The sequence below is a fragment of the Streptomyces sp. NPDC060002 genome (assembly GCF_042737245.1).
GTDB lineage: Bacteria > Actinomycetota > Actinomycetes > Streptomycetales > Streptomycetaceae > Streptomyces.
The window spans coordinates 182,401-203,380 of sequence record NZ_JBHWUW010000004.1 but is presented as its reverse complement, the minus strand read 5'-3'; the positions used below and the strand labels follow the sequence as shown (position 1 = coordinate 203,380).

Genomic DNA, 20,980 nt, shown 5'->3' with positions numbered 1-20,980 from the left:
GAACCCGCAGACGAAGGAGCCACATTGAGCACGCTGATCGAATCCGACGAGCACAAGGCACTCCGCAGGGCAGTCTCGTCCTTCGCCAAAAGCCACGCCCACGACTCCGACGCGGACAAGAGCGGCCTCTGGCAGGAAGCCGCCAAGCTCGGCTACATCGGCGTCAACCTGCCGGAGGCGTACGGCGGCGGGGGCGGCGGTATCACCGAGCTCTCCCTGGTCCTCGAAGAGCTCGGCGCCGCGGGAGCCCCGCTCCTGATGATGATCGTCTCCCCGGCGATCTGCGGCACGGTCATCGCCCGCTTCGGCACCGAGGCCCAGAAGCGGGAGTGGCTCCCCGCCCTGGCCGACGGCAGCCGCCTCATGGCCTTCGGCATCACCGAACCCGACGCCGGCTCCAACAGCCACCGCATCACCACCACCGCCCGCCGCGACCCGGCGAGCGGCGACTGGCTGCTGACCGGCCGCAAGGTCTTCGTCTCCGGCGTCGACATCGCCGACGCCACCCTGATCGTCGGCCGCACCGAGGACGCCCGCACGGGCAGTCTCAAGCCCTGCCTGTTCATCGTCCCGCGTGACGCCGAGGGCTTCTCCCGCCGCCGCATCGACATGGAACTGACCAGCGTGGAGAAGCAGTTCGAGCTCGTCCTGGACGACGTGCGGCTCCCGGCGGAGGCGCTCGTCGGCGACGAGGACGCGGGCCTGCTCCAGCTCTTCGCCGGACTCAACCCCGAGCGCATCATGACGGCCGCCTTCGCGATCGGCATGGGGCGTCACGCGCTCTCCAAGGCCATCGAGTACGCGCGCGACCGCACCGTCTGGAAGAGCCCGATCGGCGCCCACCAGGCCATCGCGCACCCCCTCGCGCAGGCCCACATCGACCTGGAACTCGCCCGCCTGATGATGCAGAAGGCGGCCCACCTGTACGACGCGGGGGACGACGTCGGCGCGGGCGAGGCCGCCAACATGGCCAAGTACGCGGCCGGGGAGGCCTGTGTGAAGGCGGTCGACCAGTCCGTGCACACCCTCGGCGGCAACGGCCTCACGCGCGAGTTCGGCCTCGCCTCACTGATAACCGCCTCCCGGGTGGCTCGTATCGCCCCGGTGAGCCGGGAGATGATTCTCAACTACGTCTCCCACCAGACCCTGGGTCTGCCCAAGTCGTACTGACCGCAGCCGGCAACCGTCGTGTCCGGCGCGCGCGAGGAGGAACCATGTTCCGCAGCGAGTTCGCAGACGTCCCGCCCGTGGAACTCCCCATCCACGACGCCGTGCTGGGCCGTGCCGCCGAGTTCGGCGAACTGCCGGCGCTCGTCGACGGCACGGACGGCACCACCCTCACGTACGACCAGGTGGACCGGTTCCACCGGCGGGTCGCCGCCGCGCTCGCCGAGGCCGGGGTCCGCAAGGGCGACGTACTGGCCCTGCACAGCCCCAACACCGTCGCCTTCCCGCTCGCCTTCTACGCGGCCACGCGCGCGGGCGCCACGGTCACCACCGTGCACCCGCTCGCCACCGCGGAGGAGTTCGCCAAACAGCTCGGCGACTCCGCCGCCCGCTGGATCGTCACCGTCTCCCCGCTGCTCCAGACCGCCCGGCGGGCGGCCGAACTCGCGGGCGGCGTCAAGGAGATCTTCGTCTGTGACACCGTCACCGGGCACCGCTCGCTCGTCGACATGCTCGCCTCGGCGGCCCCCGAACCGCAGGTGGACATCGACCCGGTGGAGGACGTGGCGGTCCTGCCGTACTCCTCCGGCACCACCGGCGTCCCCAAGGGCGTGATGCTCACCCACCGGCAGATCGCCACCAACCTCGCCCAGCTACGGCCGGCGATGTCCGCGGGTCCCGGCGACCGCATCCTCGCCGTGCTGCCCTTCTTCCACATCTACGGCCTGACCGCCCTGATGAACGCGCCTCTGCGGGAGGGCGCCACCGTCGTGGTGCTGCCCCGCTTCGACCTGGAGACGTTCCTCGCGGCCATCCAGAACCACCGCATCACGGGCCTGTACGTGGCCCCGCCGATCGTCCTCGCCCTCGCCAAGCACCCGGCGGTCGCCCAGTACGACCTGTCGTCCCTGCGGTACGTCGTCAGCGCGGCCGCGCCCCTGGACGCCGGCCTCGCCGCCGCCTGCGCCGAGCGCCTGGGCCTGCCCCCGGTCGGCCAGGCCTACGGCATGACGGAACTCTCCCCGGGCACCCATGTCGTCCCGCTCGACGCCATGCGGGACGCTCCCGCAGGCACCGTCGGCAAGCTCATCGCCGGCACCGAGATGCGGATCGTCTCCCTCGACGACCCCGACAGGGACCTCGACGTCGGCGAGCCCGGCGAGATCCTCATCCGGGGACCGCAGATCATGAAGGGCTACCTGGGGCGCCCCGACGCCACCGCCGACATGATCGACGGCGACGGCTGGCTGCACACCGGCGACGTCGGGCGGGTCGACCCGGACGGCTGGCTGTTCGTCGTCGACCGGGTCAAGGAACTGATCAAGTACAAGGGCTTCCAGGTGGCCCCCGCCGAACTCGAGGCCCTCCTGCTCACCCACCCCGGCATAGCGGACGCGGCCGTCATCGGCGTCTACAACGACGACGGCAACGAGGTCCCGCACGCGTACGTGGTCCGGCAGCCCACGTCACCCGGCCTCTCCGAAGGCGAGATCGCGATGTACGTCGCCGAGCGGGTCGCCCCCTACAAGCGCGTCCGCGCGGTCACCTTCATCGACGCCGTGCCGCGCGCCGCCTCCGGGAAGATCCTGCGCCGCCAACTGAGGGAGCGTGCATGACGACCGCCCTGGTCGGACGGACCCGCGTCCGAGGAGTCGAGACCCTCAGCCTCGACTCGCCCGCCACCCGCAACGCCCTCTCAGGCGCCCTCGTGAGCGAACTGACGGACGCGCTCGCCAGGTGCGACAAGGACGACGACGTACGCGCCGTCGTCCTCACCCACACCGGCAACACCTTCAGCGCGGGCGCCGACCTGAAGGACCCGCCGCCGCCCCAGGCGGTGCCCGCGCTGCTCCAGCGGCTCCTCGAGCTGCGCAAGCCCGTGGTGGCCCGGGTCGCCGGGCATGTGCGGGCGGGCGGCCTGGGCGTGCTCGGCGCCTGTGACATCGCGTTCGCCTCCGGGACGGCCACCTTCGCGTTCACGGAGGTGCGCATCGGGGTCGCGCCCGCCGTCATCTCGCTGCCGCTGCTGCCCCGCGTCGAGCCGCGCGCCCTCGCCCGCTACTGCCTCACCGGCGAGACCTTCGACGCGGCCGAGGCGGCCCGGATCGGCCTCGTCACCCGGTCGGCCGGCGACGCCGACCTGGACGAAGCCCTCGCACCCGTCCTCGACGGCCTGCGCCGGGCCGCACCCGGGGCCCTGGCCAGGACGAAGGAGCTGCTCACGGCTAAGGTGCTGGAGGCCTTCGTCGAGGACGCGGGCGAGATGACCAGGCTCTCGGCCTCGTTGTTCGCCGGCCCCGACGCCCGCGAGGGAATGACGGCCTTCCTCGAACGACGGGATCCTCCATGGGTGTTGTGACCACGGACGACCGCACCCCGGGAGACGACCGAACCCAGGACGACCGGACCCCGGGCGACCGGACCCAGGACGACCGCACCCCGGGAGACGGCCGGACCCAGGACGGCCGGACCCAGGACGACCGCACCCCGGGCGGCCGTGCCCCGGGCGACCGTACCCCGGGCGACCGCACCCCGGGCGGCCGCGGGTCGGGTGACCGGGTGCCCAAGCAGGACCGCAGCCGGGCCACCCGGCAGCGGCTCCTGGCGGCCGCCGTGGCCTGTCTCGCCGAACGCGGCTGGGCGGGCTCCACGGTCTCCGTCGTCGCCGAACGCGCCGGCGTCTCCCGGGGCGCGGCCCAGCACCACTTCCCCACCCGCGAGGACCTCTTCACCGCGGCTGTCGAGTACGTCGCCGAGGAACGCTCGGAGGCGTTGCGCGCGCTGTTCCCGCAGGGTGCGACGGGCGACCGGCGCGCGGTCGTCACCGCCCTCGTGGGCCTCTACACCGGCCCCCTCTTCCGCGCCGCCCTGCACCTGTGGGTGGCCGCCTCCAACGAGGAGCAGCTGCGCCCGCGCGTGACCGAGCTGGAGGCCCGCGTGGGCCGCGAGAGCCACCGCATAGCCGTCGAACTCCTGGGCGCCGACGAGTCCGCGCCCGGCGTCCGCGAGACCGTCCAGGGGCTGCTGGACATGGCCCGCGGCCTCGGCCTCGCCAACCTGCTCACCGACGACGCGGGGCGCCGCGAGCGAGTGGTGGCGCAGTGGGCCGGGCTGCTGGACGACACGCTGGGCTGAACCCACCTCCGACGGTTCCTGGCCTCGGTCCGACGGTTCCTGCCCTCGGTCCGACGGTTCCTGCCCTCGGTCCGACGGTCCTGGCCTCGGTCCGACGGCGCCGCCCCCGGTCTGGCGGCCCCGCCCCTGGTCTGGCGGCGCCGCCCCTGGTCTGGCGGCCCCGCCCCTGGTCCGACGGCTCCGCCCCCCGGTCCCGACGGTTCCGGTCTCAGTCCGAAGCCCCCCTCACGGGCTGAGCCGCTCCACCCGCCAGCTTCCGTCCGCCTCCGCCACGTACCGCAGCCGGTCGTGCAGCCGGTTCAGGCGGCCCTGCCAGAACTCCACCGACTGCGGGGCCACCCGGAAACCGCCCCAGTGCGGCGGCACCGGCACCTGCTCGCCCTCCGGGTAGCGGGCCGCCAGCTCGGCGTAGGAGGTGTCGAGATCGGCGCGGGTGGAGATCACCGAGGACTGGGCGCTGGCCCAGGCGCCGAGCTGGGAGCCGTGCGGCCGGGTCCGGAAGTACGCGGCGGTCTCGTCGCGCCCGGTGCGCCGGGCCACGCCCCGCACGATGACCTGCCGGGCCATCGGATGCCAGGGGAAGAGCAGCGAGACGTACGGGTTCTCGGCGAGGTCGCGGGCCTTGCGGGAGTCGTAGTTGGTGTAGAAGACGAAGCCCTGCTCGTCGAAGTGCTTCAGCAGCACCGTGCGGGAGCCGGGCCGGCCCTCGGCGTCCGCGGTGGAGACCACCATGGCGTTCGGCTCGAAGAGATGGGCCTCTACGGCCGCGTCCTTGAACCAGCGGGCGAACTGCTCCACGGGCGTGGCGGCCAGCTCGGCCTCGGACAGCCCCTCGGCCCGGTACTGCTTGCGCATGGCGGCGGGATCGGGGGCGGGGCCGGGGGAGACGGCGTCTGCGTCGGTCACGTGGTCATCCTGCCGTATGACCCACCGCCGCAGACCGGCCCACCAAAGGTGGCACTGAGTGCCGCGACCACTCCCCAATGGTGGCACTCGGGGATATGGTGCAGAGGCACCCGTCGCCGCCGTCCCGTCCCGGTGGGGTGCCGGTCGGGTGACCGACGACCGCACGGGGCATCACTGGAGTACCGCCCAGGACCGCGAGTCTTCGCACCCGAGGTGCACAGGACCGTGGAACCATCGGCGCCGCCCGTCGCACACCCGCTGTCATCCACAACCCGCCGCACAGATCCTCCGCACACGATCCACCGGACGCGTCCCGTCTCACACCTCCCGTTCCGCACATCCCGTTCCGCACCTTCCGTCCCGCACATCCCGTCGCACAGATCACGAGGAGCCGCCCGATGCCCGACTTCGTACCCGGACTCGAAGGAATCGTCGCGTTCGAGACGGAGATCGCCGAACCCGACAAGGAGGGCGGCGCCCTGCGGTACCGGGGCGTCGACATCGAGGACCTGGTCGGCCACGTCTCCTTCGGCAACGTCTGGGGCCTGCTCGTCGACGGCGCCTTCAACCCCGGCCTGCCGCCCGCCGAGCCGTTCCCGATCCCCGTCCACTCCGGCGACATCCGCGTCGACGTGCAGTCCGCGCTAGCCATGCTCGCGCCCGTCTGGGGCCTCAAGCCCCTGCTCGACATCGATGCCGAGCAGGCCCGCGCGGACCTGGCGCGCGCCGCCGTCATGGCCCTCTCCTACGTCGCCCAGTCGGCGCGCGGCCAGGGCCGGCCGATGGTCCCGCAGCGGGAGATCGACAAGGCGCAGTCCGTCGTCGAGCGGTTCATGATCCGCTGGCGCGGCGAGCCGGACCCCAAGCACGTGGCCGCGGTCGACGCCTACTGGACGTCAGCCGCCGAACACGGCATGAACGCGTCCACGTTCACGGCGCGGGTGATCGCCTCCACGGGCGCCGACGTCGCCGCCGCCCTGTCCGGCGCCGTGGGAGCCATGTCGGGCCCGCTGCACGGCGGCGCCCCCTCCCGCGTCCTCGGCATGATCGAGGAGATCGAGCGGACCGGGGACGCGGAGGCGTACGTCAAACAGGCCCTCGACAAGGGTGAGCGGCTCATGGGCTTCGGCCACCGCGTCTACCGCGCCGAGGACCCACGCGCGCGTGTGCTGCGCCGTACGGCCCGCGAGCTGGGGGCGCCGCGCTTCGAGATCGCCGAAGCCCTGGAGAAGGCGGCCCTCGCCGAACTCCACGCCCGCCGCCCCGACCGGGTCCTGGCGACGAACGTCGAGTTCTGGGCGGCCATCATCCTGGACTTCGCCGAGGTCCCGGCGCACATGTTCACCTCGATGTTCACCTGCGCCCGTACGGCGGGCTGGTCGGCGCACATCCTGGAGCAGAAGCGCACCGGCCGCCTGGTCCGCCCCTCGGCCCGTTACATCGGACCGGGCTCCCGTAGCCCTCGGGACATCGAGGGCTACGGGGCCATCAGCGGCTAGGACGGGCCCGCCGGCGGAAACGGAACACGGCATCACGCGGGGCTGAGCAGCTCCGCGTGATGCCGTTCGGCCACCAGCGGATGGGCCCGCAGCTTGCCCTTCAGCTCGTTGAAGCCGTACTCGGCGAAGAGCGGGTTGGCCGGGTCGTCGGTCACGCCTGGCGCGGCGGAGGCGTGCGGGAAGGGCAGCGGCTCGACGCGGGCGTCCAGACGGGGGTTGTAGAAGAAGGGCACGGAGAACCGCTCGACGGCGCTCGGCGGCGACACGACCCGGTGGTTGGTGGCCACGAGATACCCGTTGGTCGCCACCTCCAGCAGCTCACCCAGGTTGACGACGAAGGCGCCGGGCAGCGGCGGGACATCATGGAACAGCCCGTCCGCGCGCTGCACCTGGAGCCCGCCGACCTGGTCCTGGAGCAGCAGCGTCAGGAACCCGTAGTCCTTGTGCGCCCCGACGCCCTGGCCGGCGCCGTCGCCCGCGCTTCCCGGATACCGCACGAGCTTCAGATGCGGATGCGCCCGTTCCCCGAAAGCCTGGTCGTAGAAGTCGACGGGCGCCCCGATCGAGGCGAGCAGCTCGTGCAGCAGCTTCTCGGCGACGGCGCTCAGCCGCTCGATCCACGCGAGCGCGGCGGCCCGCAGCGCGGGCAGTCCGGCGGGCCACTGGTTGGGCCCCTCGAGCCACCAGTAGGCGGGCTCGTCGGGCCCGGGCGTCCGGGCGGGTCGCTCGGCCCCTATGTCGAGCTGGTCCCGCCAGTCCTGCCGCCCGCCGGTCCGCTCGTCACCGGTCCGCGTGTAGCCGCGGAAGTGCGGTGAGTGCACGTTGTCGATGGCGAGCCGTTCGGCCTCGGGCAGCGCGAAGAAGGCCCGCATGGCGGACAGCAGCTCGCCGGTCTCCCGCTCACCGACCCCGTGCCCGACCAGCTGGAAGAACCCCACGTCGTGCGCGGCACTGTGCAGCTGCGCGTGCAGCAGCGCCCGCGCCTGGGGACCGCGGTCGGCGGCGGAGAGATCGATGATCGGCAGTTGCTGGTACGACGGGTTCGTCATGGTACGTCCGCAGGTGTACGGGGCCCGGCCGCCGCCGTGGGTGGGCGGCGCACGGGTGCCAAGTGGGCAAGGGGGAGGGGGAACGCAGGCGGATGTGAACCGCGGAAGGGGCTGGAGGCTCAGAGGGAGCGTCGACAGCCCATGCTCGTGACGCGGACGTAGTCCACGTGGCGGCGTCGAACGAGCGCAAGCATGCGCCCAGGGTACTGCCTGACGAAAGATCCGTACGTGGCGCGGATCACGCCCCGCAAACCCTGCGGGCGGAGGGCCGGAGAGGCGGAGGGCCGGCAACGCCGAGAGCCCGGAAAACCGAGGGCCGGCAACGCCTAGGACCAGAAAGCCGAGGGCCGGAAACGCAGGCGACCCGCGAGTCTGGTCCTCGCTCAGGAGGGCCGGCCGGACGTACCGGCGACTCGCGGGTCGGGTGACTGCGTTGAATTGGCCGGTTGCGCGCAACTCACACGCGCCGGTCCGGCACCGCACTCAGTGGGCGACGGGCCACTAGCCCGCAGCCACCTCCGACGTCCGGTGTGCATACATGCTGCGGACCACCTCCTTTCCTTCGGTACGCCACACCCTAGGAACCCATCTCCGGTCGCTCAAGTGTTTTTCTCGGATGTTGACTCGGCGGACCGGGAGACGATTCCCTGCTCGCGTGACCGGTCTTCGTCTGCGTACAGAGGTCGTGGCCGGTGAGGCCGCGTTCGAACAGTGGCGGTACGTCCACAACACGATCGTGCCGCCGGCCGCGATGTCCCTCGGCGAGGTGCGCGAGCGCGCGGGGCGTTACCGGCTGGAGAACGCCTACGTCGGTGACGTCCTCGTCGGCTGCTCGACCGTGCGGCCGCCCGAGGGCGAGCAGGCGGTGGCGACCGTCATCGCGCGCGTGCTGCCCGCGTACCGGGGGCGCGGCCACGGCGCCGCCCTGTACGACCACGCTCTCGCCCACGCGCGCGTGCTCGGCGCCCGGGTGGTCGAGACATGCGTGCTGGCCGTCAACGAGGACGGCCTGCGGTTCGCGCGGGCACGCGGTTTCGTCGAGGTCGAGCGGTACGTGCTCGACGGCGGGACGGCGGAATGGGTAGACCTGCGGCTCCTGCCCCGCGATGAGTAGGGCGCGGTACAACGATTCCTCTGCAATCTTGCGGGAACCATATGTGGGCTGCGTCACGTTCGAGTTGAATGAGGGCAAGTGAGCGAACCTGCAGGGGGTCCAGGTGAGTGCTTCCCGACGTAGTGGGACCACCGACGAGCTGGGGCCGGACGAGCCCGAGCGGTCGGGCGGTGACGGCCCCACGCCCCCGGACGGCGCGGAGACCACGATCGGCCCGGTCGGCCCGGACGGCACCGATCTGCTCGCCGCGCTGCTCGACGGCATGGACGCGGCGCTCTGCGCGTTCGACGGCGACGGCATCGTCACCCACTGGAACCGCGAGGCCGAGCGCATCCTCGGCTGGAGCGCCGGCGAGGCGGTCGGCCGGCACGGCTTCGCGGGATGGGCCGTGCGCGAGGCCGACGCCGAGGACATCGAGGGCCGGCTGATGTCCGCCATGCACGCGCCGGGCCGCCAGGTCCACGAGTTCGCGCTGCTGACCAAGGACGGCGGCCGCGTCCTCGTGCGCAGCCAGTCCGCCGCCGTGCGCGGACCCGACGGCAAACCCGCGGGGCTGTACTTCGCCTTCAGCGAGGTGCACGCCCAGATCGACCTGGAGCGCTCCATCGCGCTCAGCGAGGCCCTCTTCGACGACGCCTCCTGGGGGGTCGTCCTGGTCGACGCCGACCTGCGTCCCGCCGTCGTCAACGCGCACGCCGCCCGCGCGCTCGGCACGGGCCGTACGGCCGCCCTGGGCCGCCCCTTGGGCGATCTGCTCACCCGGGGCGTCGAGGATTTGGAGAACGCGCTGACGCACGTCCTCGCCGAGGGCGCCCCGCCGGCCCCCGCCGAGCTGTGGGTCGGGGTGCGCACGCCGGAGGGCGAGAAGCGGCGCTGCTGGCGCAGCGGTTTCCTGCGGCTGGCCTCGCCGCTCGCCGAGGAGCCGGTGCCTCTCGGGGTCGGCTGGATCTTCCAGGACGTCACCGAGGCCAAGCAGGGCGAGCAGGAAGCCTCGCTGCTGCGCTTCCGCGCCAACCAGCTGCACCGGGCCGCCCGCGCGGCCGCCGAGTGCGAGGACCCCGCCGAGGCGGCCACCGTGCACCTGGACTTCGCGCTCGCCGGGTTCGCCGACCACGCCCTGGTCGACCGGGTGATGGGCGGCGCCTCGGCCGACACGGAGGGGGCCGGGCCGCTGCGGCTGATGCGGATCGCGGCCACCCCGTCGGGCGGGCCGGGTCCCGCCGCGCTCACCGGGCACACGGGCCTGCCCGTCCGCTACGGCGAGGCGCACCCGGCCCTCCAGTGCGTGGCGCGGGCCGGTTCGGTGCGGGCCGGGGTGGGCTCCGTGCCGGCCGACGAGGCGCGGGAGTGGGCCCGGGCGCGCCTGTGGCCCGACGACACGGTGCACGCCCTGTGCGCGGTGCTGCGCAGCCGGGGCCGCACCCTGGGTGTCGTGACGTTCCTGCGCGGCGGTGGCCGCACGGCCTTCGAACGTTCCGACGCGACCTACGCCGAGGATGTCGCCGTCCGGATGGCGGCGGCCCTGGACCTCGCCGATCTGACCGGAGCCGCCGAAGCGGCGGGCCGGGGCGACGGCGCCTGACCCGCGCGGTCGGACGGTCGGACGGTCGGCCCCGCCGGGCCGCCGGTGGCGCGGGTTCAGCGGCGGTAGAAGATCCGGTCCCGGTACTCCTCCATGATCCGCCCGTTCCACTCGTGGCCGCCGTCGACGTTGCCGGAGCGCAGCAGCGGGGGTTCGATGCCGCGCTCGGCGAGGACGCCGGCCGCGGTGGCCATCACGGCCTGGAGGAGGGCCGAGGTGACGACCGTGGAGGCGGGGGCGAAGGGCGCGGGGACGGTGTCGAGGGTGAGCTCGGCGTCGCCGACCGCGATCTTCGAGTCGAGGACGATGTCGCAGTGGTCCTTCAGGAACGTTCCGGAGACGTTGCGGGGCGTCGTCTCCGCGGCGTAGGCCACCGATGTCAGGCCGATGACCCGGACGCCCATGGCGCGGGCGTTCCGGGCCATCTCCACGGGCAGGGCGTTGCGGCCGGACAGCGAGATGATGACGAGGGCGTCGCCCGCGCGCAGGGGTGAGGTGTCCAGGACGGCGCCGGCGAGGCCGTCGACGCGCTCCAGGGCGGAGCCGAGGGTGGCGGGGTTGACGTCGACGCCGACCACGCCCGGGACCGCGAGCAGGTTCATCAGGGCGAGGCCGCCCGCGCGGTAGACGACGTCCTGGGCGGCGAGGGAGGAGTGACCGGCGCCGAAGGCGAAGAGGCGGCCGCCGGCGGCCACGGTGTCGGCGAGCAGCGTGCCGGCGGCCTCGACGGTGGCGGCCTCCTCGTCGCGGGCCCGCTGGAGCAGGGCGATCGCGGCGTCGAAGAACTGGGCGGCGAGCTTGCGGTCGCTCATCCGAAGGGCCCCTTTGCCGTAGCGGATGTCCGTGTCGCGGATCACCGTGCGGTCTGGACCAGTGCGCTGTCAATACGCCCGGTGACGGTGGGGCGGACGGGGCGCCGGGCGGCCCGCGCCGGGTGCGCGCGCCCCGATGTAACCGCCTCGTTCCAACGGCGCGGCACGCTTGTCAGTGGTATCCGGCAGAATTGACTCCAGGGCCAGCGCACGCGCCGGAGAGCCGTTCAGCCTTCGGCAGAGCCAGCAGAGCTAATCGAGGGGCACACATGTCCGGACTGATCGACACCACGGAGATGTATCTCCGCACCATCCTCGAGCTGGAAGAGGAAGGCGTGGTGCCCATGCGTGCCCGGATCGCCGAACGCCTCGACCAGAGCGGGCCGACGGTGAGCCAGACGGTGGCGCGCATGGAGCGCGACGGTCTGGTCTCCGTGGCCAGCGACCGCCACCTCGAGCTCACCGACGAGGGCCGCAGGCTGGCCACGCGCGTGATGCGCAAGCACCGCCTCGCCGAGTGTCTCCTCGTCGACGTGATCGGCCTGGAGTGGGAGCAGGTGCACGCCGAGGCCTGTCGCTGGGAGCACGTGATGAGCGAGGCCGTCGAGCGTCGCGTGCTGGAGCTGCTGCGGCACCCGACCGAGTCGCCGTACGGCAACCCGATCCCGGGCCTGGAGGAGCTGGGCGAGAAGGACGGCGCCGACCCGTTCCTGGACGAGGGCATGGTCTCGCTGGCCGACCTCGACCCGGGCCTGGAGGGCAAGACGGTCGTCGTTCGCCGTATCGGCGAGCCGATCCAGACGGACGCGCAGCTGATGTACACGCTGCGCCGCGCGGGCGTGCAGCCCGGTTCCGTGGTGAGTGTGACGGAGTCGGCGGGCGGTGTCCTGGTGGGCAGCGGCGGCGAGGCGGCCGAGCTGGAGTCGGACGTCGCGTCCCACGTCTTCGTCGCGAAGCGCTGAGCTCCGCCGGGGCGGGCGCGGGGCGTCGTCGGGGCGACCGCCGGTCGTCGTCGAAACGCTGAGCATTGTTCAACTCCTGGGGAGCGTGAGGAAGTTGGGCCGTCCCGTCGATCTCGTCGAATCGCAGATTCCCTGTGTCGAATCGCAGCGCTCCGGCGCTGTACGTGCCAGGCTGTCGCGTGGGGCATATGACCTGAGGGGGGGGGCCGGATGCCGTGCCGCGGAGCAGTGGAGAGCCCCGGTGCCGTATGGCACCGGGGCCTGTCCTCCCCTGTACTGACCCGGAGCCCCGAGCTCTCAGGGTCATTCCCCTCGGACCGATTTCCCCGAGCGGTCCGCCTCCCGTTGAAGGTCTCCCCTCGGCAGCGGCGATCATTCCTTGAGTGTGGTCACTCGAACGAGGGGTGTTGTGCGCGGAGAGTGCATTTCTCGAAAGGCCATTCGATAGCCTGCGGGTGATTGAAGGCAGTACCAAGGCATCGGAAGCGCAGCGGTATGACGGCTAGGGGGTGCCAGGACCTATGGCGCGACGCATCGACGTGACCGGGGCGGGCGGCGTACGCCTGGCGGCCTGGGAGTTCGGTGACCCGCCCAAGGGCGACCCGGCGAATGCGGTGGCGGAGCCCGTGATTCCGCCCCAGTCCGCGCGGAAGCGGGAGAGGGGGCGGCCCACCGAGCCCCTCGAGAACGGCGCCGGAAGCAGGCCGGGCGTCCTGTTACTGCATGGTCTGATGGGCCGGGCCTCGCACTGGTCGTCCACCGCCCGCTGGCTCTCCGAGCGGCACCGCGCGGTCGCCCTCGACCAGCGCGGCCACGGCCAGAGCGCGAAGTCGCCCGAGGCCGCCTTCACCCGCGAGGCCTATGTCGAGGACGCGGAGGCCGCCCTGGAGCAGCTCGGCCTCGCCCCGGCCGTCCTCATCGGCCACGCCATGGGCGCCCTCACCGCGTGGCAGCTCGCCGCCAAGCGCCCCGACCTGGTCCAGGGCCTGATCGTCTGCGACATGCGGGCCTCCGCGCTGGGAGCGGCCTCGCAGCGCGAGTGGGGCGACTGGTTCAAGTCCTGGCCCGCCCCCTTCGCCACGCTCGCCGACGTCCGCAAGTGGTTCGGCGAGGACGATCCCTGGGTGGAGCGCCCGAACCCGTCCCGGGGCGAGTTCTACGCCGAGGTGATGCAGGAGTCGCCGGACGGCTGGCGTCCCGTCTTCGAGCCCGAGCAGATGCTCAAGTCCCGCGAGACCTGGGTCTACGACGCGCACTGGGAGGAGCTCACCCAGGTCCAGTGCCCGGCGCTGGTGGTGCGCGGTCTGGACGGCGAACTCGGCCGCGCCGAGGCCCAGGAGATGGTGCGGGTCCTGCCGCGCGGCGCGTACGCGGAGGTCGTGGACGCCGGGCACCTCGTGCACTACGACCAGCCGGAGGGATGGCGCACGGCGATCGAACCGTTCCTCGACGCCGTACTCGCCCCCGATGCCCCCTGAGGTGCCCTCTGAGCCCCCCGAAGGCCTCTCCTGCCCGCCAAGCCATCTGAGGCCCGTCAAGCTCTCTGAGGCCCTCCGGGGCCTGCGGTCCGGTCCCTCGGCGGCCGAGCAGGCCGGTCGGGCGGGCCGGGCGGTCAGCCCTTGCTCACCGCCGTCAGGATCTCCGGAAGGCGCGTCGCCGTCCGGGGAGCGGCCAGGCGCAGTCCCAGCAGCGTGATCGCCGCGCCGTACACCGCGCCCCCGGGCAGCAGCAGCCAGGTCCAGGAGTCCCCGCCCTCGGTGACGTGCAGCCAGATCGTCACCGCGATGACGGGCGCGCACAGCAGGGCCGCCGAGACCATCCCGCCGAAGACCGCGATCCAGGCGAGACCGGCCTGGCCGGGGGCGACGTTCTTGTAGCCCTCCTGCGGGATCGAGTAGGGGAAGCGGGCCGAGGTCCAGGCGCCCGTCGCCAGCATCGCGCCGAGCAGCGCGAGGGACAGCCCCAGCGCCTCGGGCAGCTTCGACCAGTCGCCGAGCATCGCCGTCGTCAGCACGGTCACCAGCGTCGCGTACGGCAGGGTGATCAGCAGCAGGGCCAGGGCCCGCGCGCGCAGCTCGACATACGCGTCCCGGCGCGAGGAGATCGTCATCGCGACCATCCAGAACGCGGACGTGTCCTGCCCGAACTGGTTGTACATCTGGATGCCGAGCATCCCGGCGGCGAAGCAGGCGAAGTAGATCGAGCCGGTGCCCTGCAAGGCGTTGAAGACGGGCACGATCAGCCCGATGGCCAGCGACGTCACCCAGGCCGCCTTCGTCTTCGGGTCGCGCCAGATGTAGCGCAGTCCGCGCTCCATCACGGTGCCGGTGCGCCCGCCCGGCAGCAGCCGCCCGAGCCCCGCCGAGCTCCGCCGTTCCCGGGCGGCCGGCTCGGCCGCCCGGAGGGTGGAACCGTCGGGCGAGATCATCAACCGGGTCAGGCTCCGCGTCCACGCCCGCACCAGCAGCACCAGAGCGCCCGCGCTGACGGCGATCTGCGCGGCGGCCACCCCGTACGCGCCCTCGCTCACCGAGTCCACCGCGCCGATCGCCGAGGCGGGCGGCAGCCAGCGCAGCACGTCCGCCGCCGGATCGAGCTGCCCGAGACCGGACGTCCCGAGCCGCTGCGCCCCGAAGTTGACGACCTGCGCCCCGATCGCGATGACCAGCCCGCTCAGCACCGCGAGATCGCGTCCCTTACGGCTGGTCAGCAGCCGGATGTTGGCGGCGGCCACGGCCCGGGCGAGCGCCACGCACACCAGCAGCCCGAGAACGACGGCGAGCACGCCCACCGCCCACGCGGCGGCCCCGTGCGCCACGGACACCACCGACCCCACCAGCATCAGCAGTGTGAACAAGGGTCCGACGCCCACCAGCGAGGCCGCCAGCAGCGCCCGCACCAGCGGCCGGGGCCGCAGCGGCAGCATCACCAGCCGGGTCGGGTCCAGGGTCTCGTCACCACTGGGGAAGAACAGCGGCATCACCGCCCAGCCCAGCCCCAGCACCGCGGCGAGCAGCACCACCAGCGACACCGCGTGGTCGTGCCCGCGCAACGCGATCAGCCCGAGCAGCTGAAGCGCGGCGAACAGCAGCGTGACGAGTGCCGAGGCGACGTACGCGGCCCGCCGCCCGCCCGACTGCCGCAGCCCGTTGCGCAGCAGCGACAGCTTCAGCCGTACGACGGTGGGGACGAGACCCGGCGGGGAGGTCGGCCCGCTCACCGGGCCGCCCCGCCGCCCAGCCAGTCGAGGTCGGAGGCGGTGTCCCGCCCCTGCGCCCCGACGAGTTCGAGAAACGCCTGCTGCAAGGAGGGGGCCGACCCGCGCACCTCCTCCAGCGTCCCGTGCGCCCGGATCCGGCCCGCTGCCAGCACCGCCACCCAGTCGCACAGCGACTCGACGAGCTCCATGACATGGGAGGAGAAGACGACCGTCGCCCCGGACGCGGTGTACCGCTCCAGCACGCCCCGGATGATCTGCGCGGACACCGGGTCGACGCCCTCGAACGGCTCATCCAGGAACAGCACTTCGGGGTTGTGCAGCAGCGCGGCCGCGAGCCCGATCTTCTTGCGCATGCCGGTCGAGTAGTCGACGACGAGCTTGTGCTGCGCCCCGGCCAGATCGAGGACGTCGAGCAGCTGCGTGGCCCGCTTGTCGACCTCTGGTCCCGGCATCCCCCGCAACCGCCCGCTGTAGCCGAGGAGTTCACGCCCCGACAGCCGTTCGAACAGCCGCAGCCCCTCCGGCAGCACCCCGATCCGCGCCTTCACCTCGACAGGATCCCGCCACACGTCGTGCCCGACGACCTCCACGGACCCCTGATCGGGCCGCAACAGCCCGGTCACCATCGACAGGGTCGTGGTCTTCCCGGCCCCGTTCGGCCCGACGAGCCCGATGAACTTCCCGGACGGCAGATCGAGATCGATCCCGGCGACGGCGACCTGCTGCCCGAACCGCTTCCAGAGGTTGCGCACGCGTACGGACGTCATGCCCGAACCCTACGGCGGAACGCCGCACGCGGGGGCGCTGGACTCTGCTCGACATGCGACTCCGCCGCGTGGGCGCGAACAACCACGACGAACCCGCACCCGCCGTCGAAGACCGACCACGCGGATCAAAGGACGCCGTCAGCGATCGCGCCCGCAGGCGTAGGCGAGCGGTGAGATCAACTCCTCCGCGTCCGGCAGCCACCGGTTGGCGGCGGTGGGCCGGCACGCCCACTGCACGGCGCCCCGGGACCCGAACCGCGTGGGCGGCGCGGCGACGTACATGCCCTCGCCGAGCGTCAGGAGATCGAGCGCGCCCAGCGACCAGCCCAGCTTGCGCACCAGGTCCGGCACCTTCGCCGACGCCCCGGGCAACACGAAGAACTGCATCCGCCGGTCCGGCGTCAACGTGACCGGACCGAGCGTCAACTCCATACGCTCCATCCGCGCCAGCGCGAGGAACCCGGCCGTCTCCGGAACGGAGATCGCGTCGAACGTCCGCCCGGTCGGCAGCAGGATCGAGGCGGTCGGCTGCTTCTGCCACATCCGGCGCGCGACCGTCGCGCTGCCGGTGGCCTGGGTCGCCCAGTCGGGGCGCGCGGGGTGCGCGCCAGGCGCCACACACGCGCCGTCGCCGCAGGAGCAGCGCTGCACTCCGGCGACGGGTTCCAGCCAGGTGCCGGGGAACACGTCCCAATGACGTTCCTCGGCGTAACGAACGGCGGTCTCGAGCAGCGATTCCCCGCGCTGCTTCGGGATTTGAGTGGCTTCGGCGCCCGCGATGGTCTCTTCCACGATGAACACAACTCTAGTCGTCACCAGGGGTTACGCCCGCCACATTGCGCGGGGGAGGAGCATCGATTCCGCGTTCGGGGCGCATGGGTGCACGGGCGGGGGCGCGCGGGAGGAACGGGCGCGGGAGCGGGTAACCAGGTAGAGGGGGCGGGCTTCCGTCGGTAACCCGGCAATTCTCTGTATTCCTCGGCAAGTCTTGGCAATCCTCACATGCCTCGCATTTTCACTGTGGCTGTGGGGCATTGATCTTCTCGGCCGGAACTTTTCGGTGGAAGACACGTCAACTCGGTGTGTGGGCGGGCACCCGCCGTCCCGGTCACCGCAGCCACAGGGGGTAGTGCCCATGGCCGCAAGGCCGCTAGTCGCGCGGCAGCCGAACGAACGGTTGCAGGCGCTCATCCAGGAGGCGGGGTGCTCGAACGCCGGGCTCGCCCGCCGCGTCAACATGTGCGGCGCCGAACACGGTCTCGACCTGCGCTACGACAAGACGTCCGTGGCCCGTTGGCTGCGTGGACAGCAGCCGCGCGGCCGCGCCCCGGCGATCATCGCGGAGGCGCTGGGCCGCAAGCTCGGCCGTACGGTCACGATCGACGAGATCGGCATGGCCAACGGCAAGAACCTCGCCTCGGGCGTGGGTCTCCAGTTCTCGCCGACGGTACTGGGGGCCATCGAGCAGGTCTGCGAACTGTGGCGCAGTGACGTGGGCCGACGCGACTTCCTCTCCGGTTCGTCCGTGGCCGCCTCCGCGCTCGTCGAGCCGAGCCGCGACTGGCTCATCTCCTCCCCCGACGCGCAGGTCGCACGGTCGGCCGGGCCACGGGTGGGCCTCTCCGACGTCGCGGCCGTCAAGGCGATGACCCAGGCGCTGGTCGACCTGGACCACCAGTACGGCAGCGGGCATGTGCGCCCGGTCGTCGTGCACTACCTCAACAGCGTCGTCTCGGGTCTGCTGGCCGGCTCCTACCGGGAGGCGGTGGGCCGGGAACTCTTCGCGTCCGTGGCCCGGTTGACGGAACTCGCCGGCTACATGGCCATCGACACCGGCCAACCCGGCCTCGCCCAGCGCTACTACATCCAGGCGCTGCGGCTCGCCCAGGCGGCGGGCGACCGAGGGTACGGCGGATACGTTCTCGCCGCCTCCATGAGCCACCTCGCCGCGCAGCTCGGAAACCCGCGGGAGATCGCGCAGTTGGCGCGCGCGGCGCAGGAGGGAACGCGGGGGCGGGTGACGCCGCGCGCGGAGGCGATGTTCCTCGCGGCGGAGGCGCGCGGCCACGCGTTGCTCGGGGACGCGCGCGGGGCGCAGGCGGCGTCCGGGCGGGCGGTGTCGGCGCTGGAGGCGGCCGATCCGTCCGCCGGAGACGACCCCGCGTGGATCGCGCACTTCGACGAGGCCTATCTGGCCGACGAGTTGGCGCACTGCCACCGCGACCTGGGCCAGGCCGAGGCGGCGGCGCGCTGTGCCGAGGAGTCCCTGGCCGGGCACCCGGAGAGCCGTGCGCGCCGGCGCGCGATCGGCTACGTCCTGCTGGCCACCGCGCAGGTGCAGCAGCGCGAGATCGAACAGGCCTGCCACACGGGCCTCAAGGCGGTCGAGCTCCTCGAGACGCTCCGCTCCAATCGGGGCGCGGAGTACCTGGAGGACTTCCAGCAGCGACTGGAACCGTTCCGGGACGAGTCGGTGGTAAGGGAGTTCGGGGCACGACTGGAGCTGCAGACCGCGGCGTGAGGGGGCGGGGCGTGAAGGACGGGGCGCCGCCGCGTGAACGCGCGGGAAACGGCACGGTTGCGCGGAAGAAGGGCGGATACAGCGCGCGGCGCTCCGGATCTGTCACCGATGTCACAGCCGAACCCGGCGGAAGGGAGATCACGATCTGAGCTGCGTGGCACGGGGTTCGGGGGACCCGGTAGCGTGAACCGACGATTCCGAAGGTCCCCCATTCGTAGGAGTCCCGGTGACGCAGAGTGGACAGGGCGAGGAGCCCTCGGCGCAACCCGCGCGCGAAGGCATCGTGCTGCCCTCCGACGGCGGGGAACCCCTGCTGCCGGGAATGACGACGAGCGCACCGCGGCCGGTGCCCCGCCAGGGCCCGCCGCCCGGACCGCCGTCGGGACCGCCGTCGGGCCACCACCCCGGTCAGTACGGCGCTCAGCAGTACGGGCAGCAGCAGTACGGCCAGGACGAGTACGGGCAGCAGCAGTACGGGCAACCGGACTACGGACAGCACGGTCAGCACGGGCAGCACCCGCCCCAGGGGCAGCCCGAGTACGGGCAGCAGGCGCCGGCCGGCGGGCAGACCTGGGGGGATCCCTGGGGTCCCGGCGGCCAGACAGCCGCCCAGCAGCAGCCCGCCCCACAGCAGCCCGCCCAGGGCTGGCCGCTTCCGGCGGACCAGACGGACGGACCGGGCCTGACGGACCAGAGACACCAGCAGCACCAGCCACAGCACCAGTCACAGCACCCGCACCAGCCGCAGGCCCAGTGGAACGGCGGGCAGGCGGTCCCGTGGAACGGCGGCGCCCCTGCGGGCGCCGGCCCGCTCCCGCCCGAGAGCGCACCGGCGCCGGGCGCACCCCTGCCGCCGGCCACCCCCGCCTCGATCGACGACGGCGCGACGCAGTACATACCGCCGGTCCCGGCCGGCCCCGCCGCCGACGGCCGCGGCCAGTACCTGCCGCCGTTCGCCGCGCCCGGCGCCGCCGACGAGGGCGCCACGCAGTATCTGCCGCCCGTCCCCGCCGCCCCGGCCGACGAGGGCGCCACGCAGTACATACCGCCGGTCCCCGCCGCCCCGGCCGACGACGGTGCCACGCAGTACCTGCCGCCGGTCCCCGCCGCCCCGGTCGACGAGGGCGCCACGCAGTACATACCGCCGGTCGCACCGGGCGCGCTGCCGCCCGAGGTTCCGGCCGAGTCGACCCAGTACCTGGGCCGTACCCCGCAGAACGCCCCGGGACCGATGCCGGCCTCCGGAACGCAGCCCGGCGCGTACTCCGACTCCGAGCCCACGCAGTACATCCCGCCCGTCCCCGCGCAGGACGGCGGGGACCGGCAGCCGCCCGCCGAGTTCGAGAACCTCTTCCGCAGCGGGCCGGGCAGCGACAGCCCACAAGGGTCCACTCAGCAGCTCCCGCGCTTCTCCGGGCCGGAGACCCCCGGACGCGGCCGTGGGGGCCCGGGCGGGCGCGGTGGCGCGCCGGGCTACGGCGCAGGACCCGCCGCCCGCTCCCCGCAAACCGCCCACACCCCGCCCGGTGACCCGGCGGCGGGCGGGCGGCGCGGGGCGCGTGACGGCGGCGGCCGGGGAGGCCGTACCGGCTCGCGGCTGCCGTTGTTCGCGGCGATCGGCGTGGCTCTCGCGGTCGTCGGCGTCGGCGCGGGCGCGCTGCTCGCGGGTGGCGGCGGTGGCGAGGGGGACGACAGCAAGACCGTCGCCGCGTCGGCCCCCGCGGCCGAGGGGTCCGCGTCGGCGACCACCGGCGCGGCCGAGCAGCAGGCCGTCGAACTCGACAAGCTGCTCGCTGACAGCGGCAGCAGCCGGGCCAGTGTGATCAGCGCGGTGGCCGACGTGAAGGCGTGCGGCAATCTCGCCCAGGCCGCCACGGACCTGCGGGACGCGGCGAAGCAGCGCACCGAACTGGTCACCAGGCTGTCCGCGCTGAAGGTCGACCAGCTGCCGGACCACGCGGCGCTGACCACCGCCCTCACCAAGGCGTGGCAGGCGTCCGCGTCCGCCGACAGCCACTACGCGGCCTGGGCCGACCAGGTCGCCGGCAGCAGGAACAAGAGCTGCAAGAAGGGCTCGGCCCGCACCACCTCGGAGACCCAGGCCGGCAACCGCGCGAGCGGCACCGCCAGCGCCCAGAAGACGCAGGCCGCGAAGTTGTGGAACAAGATCGCGCGGACCTACGGCCTGACGGAGCGCCAGCCCACGCAGTTGTAGACACGGTCCGGCCGACGCCGACGCCGACGCC

Annotated in this window: 17 protein-coding genes; 11 read left to right on the top strand and 6 right to left on the bottom strand. The window is 73.0% G+C overall.

The annotated features are described in order from the left end of the window. Nucleotides 1-24: 24 nt before the first annotated feature. The 4 genes from ACFWBD_RS06220 to ACFWBD_RS06205 are packed head-to-tail and all read left to right on the top strand — an operon-like array spanning nt 25 to nt 4,302. Nucleotides 25-1,170 (top strand): acyl-CoA dehydrogenase family protein, encoded by a 1,146-nt coding sequence (locus tag ACFWBD_RS06220; RefSeq protein ID WP_385663345.1) that lies wholly within the window; start codon nt 25-27, stop codon nt 1,168-1,170. A 44-nt stretch (nt 1,171-1,214) separates the two neighbouring features. Further along, nucleotides 1,215-2,783 (top strand): 4-coumarate--CoA ligase family protein, encoded by a 1,569-nt coding sequence (locus ACFWBD_RS06215; RefSeq protein ID WP_385663342.1) that lies wholly within the window; start codon nt 1,215-1,217, stop codon nt 2,781-2,783. After that, the gene (locus ACFWBD_RS06210; RefSeq protein ID WP_385663339.1) at nt 2,780-3,526 is read left to right on the top strand and encodes an enoyl-CoA hydratase family protein; all 747 of its coding nucleotides are present in this window, start codon (nt 2,780-2,782) and stop codon (nt 3,524-3,526) included. Before ACFWBD_RS06215 ends, ACFWBD_RS06210 begins: the two co-directional genes overlap by 4 nt. Continuing rightward, a complete protein-coding gene (locus ACFWBD_RS06205; protein WP_385663335.1) occupies nt 3,514-4,302 on the top strand; it encodes a TetR family transcriptional regulator in 789 nt (262 codons plus the stop codon). The genes ACFWBD_RS06210 and ACFWBD_RS06205 overlap by 13 nt, the downstream gene beginning before the upstream one ends. A gap of 225 nt (nt 4,303-4,527) precedes the next feature. Here the strand turns inward: ACFWBD_RS06205 and pdxH are convergent, their stop codons facing one another. Beyond that, nucleotides 4,528-5,208: a pyridoxamine 5'-phosphate oxidase gene (pdxH, locus tag ACFWBD_RS06200; RefSeq protein ID WP_385663332.1), complete on the bottom strand. Its 681-nt coding sequence runs from the start codon at nt 5,206-5,208 to the stop codon at nt 4,528-4,530. 398 nt (nt 5,209-5,606) lie between these two features. Here pdxH and ACFWBD_RS06195 point away from each other — a divergent pair, with 398 nt between their 5' ends. Next, nucleotides 5,607-6,707: a citrate synthase 2 gene (locus ACFWBD_RS06195; protein ID WP_385663329.1), complete on the top strand. Its 1,101-nt coding sequence runs from the start codon at nt 5,607-5,609 to the stop codon at nt 6,705-6,707. Nucleotides 6,708-6,739: 32 nt separating this feature from the next. On the opposite strand, the gene ACFWBD_RS06190 is transcribed toward ACFWBD_RS06195, so the two are convergent. Next, complete coding sequence (locus tag ACFWBD_RS06190) at nt 6,740-7,756, bottom strand: isopenicillin N synthase family dioxygenase (protein WP_385663326.1); 1,017 nt, start codon at nt 7,754-7,756, stop codon at nt 6,740-6,742. A gap of 655 nt (nt 7,757-8,411) precedes the next feature. On the opposite strand from ACFWBD_RS06190, the gene ACFWBD_RS06185 reads away from it, so the two are divergent. Beyond that, nucleotides 8,412-8,870: a GNAT family N-acetyltransferase gene (locus ACFWBD_RS06185; RefSeq protein WP_385663323.1), complete on the top strand. Its 459-nt coding sequence runs from the start codon at nt 8,412-8,414 to the stop codon at nt 8,868-8,870. Between the two features lie 103 nt (nt 8,871-8,973). Further along, nucleotides 8,974-10,452 (top strand): PAS domain-containing protein, encoded by a 1,479-nt coding sequence (locus tag ACFWBD_RS06180; protein WP_385663320.1) that lies wholly within the window; start codon nt 8,974-8,976, stop codon nt 10,450-10,452. A 56-nt stretch (nt 10,453-10,508) separates the two neighbouring features. On the opposite strand, the gene ACFWBD_RS06175 is transcribed toward ACFWBD_RS06180, so the two are convergent. Then, nucleotides 10,509-11,264, bottom strand: coding sequence for an SIS domain-containing protein (locus ACFWBD_RS06175; protein ID WP_385663317.1), 756 nt, complete (start codon nt 11,262-11,264; stop codon nt 10,509-10,511). A gap of 269 nt (nt 11,265-11,533) precedes the next feature. On the opposite strand from ACFWBD_RS06175, the gene ACFWBD_RS06170 reads away from it, so the two are divergent. Together ACFWBD_RS06170 and ACFWBD_RS06165 are read left to right on the top strand one after the other, a co-directional pair. Continuing rightward, complete coding sequence (locus ACFWBD_RS06170) at nt 11,534-12,226, top strand: metal-dependent transcriptional regulator (RefSeq protein ID WP_020130217.1); 693 nt, start codon at nt 11,534-11,536, stop codon at nt 12,224-12,226. A gap of 521 nt (nt 12,227-12,747) precedes the next feature. After that, entirely contained in the window at nt 12,748-13,704 is a 957-nt protein-coding gene (locus ACFWBD_RS06165; RefSeq protein WP_385663314.1) for an alpha/beta fold hydrolase, read from the top strand. Nucleotides 13,705-13,838: 134 nt separating this feature from the next. Here the strand turns inward: ACFWBD_RS06165 and ACFWBD_RS06160 are convergent, their stop codons facing one another. The 3 genes from ACFWBD_RS06160 to ACFWBD_RS06150 all read right to left on the bottom strand — a co-directional run bounded on the left by ACFWBD_RS06160 (nt 13,839) and on the right by ACFWBD_RS06150 (nt 17,014). Continuing rightward, nucleotides 13,839-15,446 (bottom strand): transporter, encoded by a 1,608-nt coding sequence (locus ACFWBD_RS06160; RefSeq protein ID WP_385663311.1) that lies wholly within the window; start codon nt 15,444-15,446, stop codon nt 13,839-13,841. After that, nucleotides 15,443-16,213: an ABC transporter ATP-binding protein gene (locus ACFWBD_RS06155; protein ID WP_385663309.1), complete on the bottom strand. Its 771-nt coding sequence runs from the start codon at nt 16,211-16,213 to the stop codon at nt 15,443-15,445. The genes ACFWBD_RS06160 and ACFWBD_RS06155 overlap by 4 nt, the downstream gene beginning before the upstream one ends. A 138-nt stretch (nt 16,214-16,351) precedes the next feature. Continuing rightward, entirely contained in the window at nt 16,352-17,014 is a 663-nt protein-coding gene (locus ACFWBD_RS06150; RefSeq protein ID WP_385663620.1) for a bifunctional DNA primase/polymerase, read from the bottom strand. A 334-nt stretch (nt 17,015-17,348) separates the two neighbouring features. Here ACFWBD_RS06150 and ACFWBD_RS06145 point away from each other — a divergent pair, with 334 nt between their 5' ends. Together ACFWBD_RS06145 and ACFWBD_RS06140 are read left to right on the top strand one after the other, a co-directional pair. Beyond that, on the top strand, nt 17,349-18,734 hold the full coding sequence (locus ACFWBD_RS06145) for a transcriptional regulator (RefSeq protein ID WP_385663307.1): 1,386 nt from the start codon (nt 17,349-17,351) through the stop codon (nt 18,732-18,734). 226 nt (nt 18,735-18,960) lie between these two features. Further along, a complete protein-coding gene (locus tag ACFWBD_RS06140) occupies nt 18,961-20,949 on the top strand; it encodes a hypothetical protein (protein WP_385663304.1) in 1,989 nt (662 codons plus the stop codon). The last annotated feature ends 31 nt before the right edge of the window (nt 20,950-20,980 follow it).